Below are 2472 nucleotides of genomic sequence, written 5' to 3' on the forward strand. Positions count from 1 at the left end.
ATCTCGTGTGTGAAAGCACGGAGTTGTTGAGGCCTTTTGACAGACAAATTCTCGATGAAAGAACAAAAATTGAGCTGGTTGGCAAGTTGTATGAACGTGAGAGATTGAAAGGAACTTCGTTTTTGCAGGAGTTCGAAGATGCGTTAGCTATGTTTGACCATTTAGATCCGTATGAAATGAGCAAGAAAGAGGCGCAGCGGAAACTGCGTGACATTCAGACCGTTCCAGTCATTCCGAGGCGAATTTACGATGGAATTGCAGATGCAATAGATCAATACGGCCGTTGTCGGGATGGAGGAGAACGGCTTCGCTTTCGGATGGAGATCGAAAAGAAGACGATCAGCGTCCACCGTTTTCTTGCGGAGAAATGTGTCTCAGAACGATTGCCCAAACCGTTTGACCACATATACATTGCCGATGTTGAGTACGATTTTGATCGCGAAGTGGGGAGAGGCAGAGGGATTCAGTTGGATACACCACTGTCAGCATTTTACTAAGGAGAGTGCAGTGAATGGCAAGCGGTGTTCAAATCCATTATTACAAAGTGTGCAAGCGGAAATTATGGTTGTTTTCCAAAGGAATTGGAATGGAAGAAGAGCACGAACGAGTGATCGAAGGAAAGATTCTGCACGAACGGGCGTATCCACGCTTGAATGAGAGAGAAATTCTCATTGATGACACGTTTAAGCTGGATGCATTAGAGGAAGAGTACGTTCGCGAAATCAAAATTTCCAGCAAAATGGCTGAAGCGGACCGTTTTCAAATGTTGTACTATCTTTACGAACTGAAAAAACGAGGCATTCATAAAAAAGGATTGATCAGCTATACGAAGGAAAGAAAGACGGAGGAAGTGATATTAACAGAAGAAGACGAGCGAAAGGTGGAAAAGGCTTTAAAAGACATCTATCAAATTTTGCAACTTCCCTCTCCCCCACCTCTTAAAAAACTATCATATTGCTCGAAGTGTGCATATTACGAATTTTGTTATGCACTGGAAGGTGACGAATGATGTTGAAAGATCATTATATCTTTTCAAATGGGCGGCTCAAGCGAAAGGACAATACGATTTATTTTTTAGATGAAAAAGAAAACAAGAGATCGCTTCCTGTGCATCAAATCGAAAATTTATATATATTTGGGGAAGTGGACTTCAACTCCGCTTTGCTTAATTTGTTAAGCCAGCATGAAGTTCATTTGCATATTTTCAATTACTATGGATTTTACGCAGGCACATTCTGTCCGAGAAATCGAAAAGTGTCTGGTTTTACCGTTGTGCAGCAGAGCGCTCATTATCTTGATAATGGCAAAAGGTTGTATATCGCCAAGATGTTTTTAGAAAGTGCTGTGCACCATATGTTGCGTAATATTCGTAGGCATCGAGAGAAAACGGAGATTTATATCCATCAGATTGAGGAAGAGGCAAAAAAGATGAACACAGCGAGCACTGTTCAAGAGCTGATGGGAATAGAGGGACGAATCCGACAACATTATTATCAGTCCTTTAACGAGATTTTGAAGCAAGACTTTACGTTTGAAAAGCGGACAAAGCAACCTCCGCGCGACCCGCTGAATGCTTTGATATCATTCGGAAATTCCTTATGTTATACAACTGTTTTGGGGGAAATTTACAAGACGCCGCTTGATCCTACGGTTAGTTTTTTGCACGAACCGTCGACAAGACGATTTTCGTTAAGTTTGGATTTAGCTGAAATCTTTAAGCCATTGATCGTCGATCCGGTTATTATCGCCTCCATTAACAATCGGATCATTACCAACAAACATTTTGATGATATCGATGGAATGGTATTTTTAAATGAGGAAGGAAAGAAAAAGTTTATTATGGAGTGGGAGAATAAATTGGCCACATCCATTCAACATCGGAAGCTGAAAAGAAAAGTGAGTTATCGGCATTTTATACGATTGGAATGCTACAAACTCATTAAACATTTCATTGGGGATGAACGATATAAACCGTTGAAAGCTTGGTGGTGAGCCATGTTTGTTATCATTACGTATGACGTAGCGGAGAAGCGGGTCAACAAAGTTTGCAAAAAATTAAAGGAATATCTCACTTGGACGCAAAATAGCGTATTTGAAGGGGAGATTTCGAAAAGTCTGCTGATGAAGTGCATGTATGAATTGGAGATGATCATTGATAAAGAAGAAGACTCCATTTACTTATACGAAGTAGAAAATCCGAAGAATATAAAAAAGCGGGTATTTGGTCAGGAAAAGAATTTTGATGAGTTGTTCCTTTAAGTTTAAGAATTTGCAGTGAACCGCATTTTAGCGGATAAATGGGGAAAAGCTTGATTTATCAAGGGAGGTGCGACATTATTTGCGCAACATAGAAAACACAATTACCACTTTACTGCAAAATGAGGTATAATTGTTGTGTAGGCATTCGCGTGAATTGCTTGCTACATCAATAAATATTATTTTGTAATTGATAGGGGTTTGATCTGAACGGAG

Annotated in this window: 3 protein-coding genes and 1 pseudogene; all 4 read left to right on the forward strand. The window is 40.0% G+C overall.

The window, feature by feature from the left end; genetic code table 11:
* Positions 1-497 (forward strand): annotated as a pseudogene (locus VU18_RS16190) (CRISPR-associated helicase/endonuclease Cas3); the annotation flags it as partial.
* A gap of 14 nt (positions 498-511) precedes the next feature.
* Complete coding sequence (gene cas4 / locus VU18_RS16195) at positions 512-1009, forward strand: CRISPR-associated protein Cas4 (protein WP_013144993.1); 498 nt, start codon at positions 512-514, stop codon at positions 1007-1009.
* Positions 1009-1992: a type I-B CRISPR-associated endonuclease Cas1b gene (cas1b, locus tag VU18_RS16200; protein ID WP_047758539.1), complete on the forward strand. Its 984-nt coding sequence runs from the start codon at positions 1009-1011 to the stop codon at positions 1990-1992. Before cas4 ends, cas1b begins: the two co-directional genes overlap by 1 nt.
* 3 nt (positions 1993-1995) lie before the next feature.
* Positions 1996-2259: a CRISPR-associated endonuclease Cas2 gene (cas2, locus tag VU18_RS16205; RefSeq protein WP_044746555.1), complete on the forward strand. Its 264-nt coding sequence runs from the start codon at positions 1996-1998 to the stop codon at positions 2257-2259.
* Positions 2260-2472: the final 213 nt, after the last annotated feature.

Origin of the sequence: Geobacillus sp. ZGt-1 (assembly GCF_001026865.1) — a bacterium.
Classification (GTDB): domain Bacteria; phylum Bacillota; class Bacilli; order Bacillales; family Anoxybacillaceae; genus Geobacillus; species Geobacillus thermoleovorans.

What these genes read in the sequence shown, in the direction of transcription:
- cas1b (WP_047758539.1), top strand. Translation starts at nt 1,009, where the DNA reads ATGTTGAAAGATCATTATATCTTTTCAAATGGGCGGCTCAAGCGAAAG.
- cas2 (WP_044746555.1), top strand. Translation starts at nt 1,996, where the DNA reads ATGTTTGTTATCATTACGTATGACGTAGCGGAGAAGCGGGTCAACAAA.
- cas4 (WP_013144993.1), top strand. Translation starts at nt 512, where the DNA reads ATGGCAAGCGGTGTTCAAATCCATTATTACAAAGTGTGCAAGCGGAAA.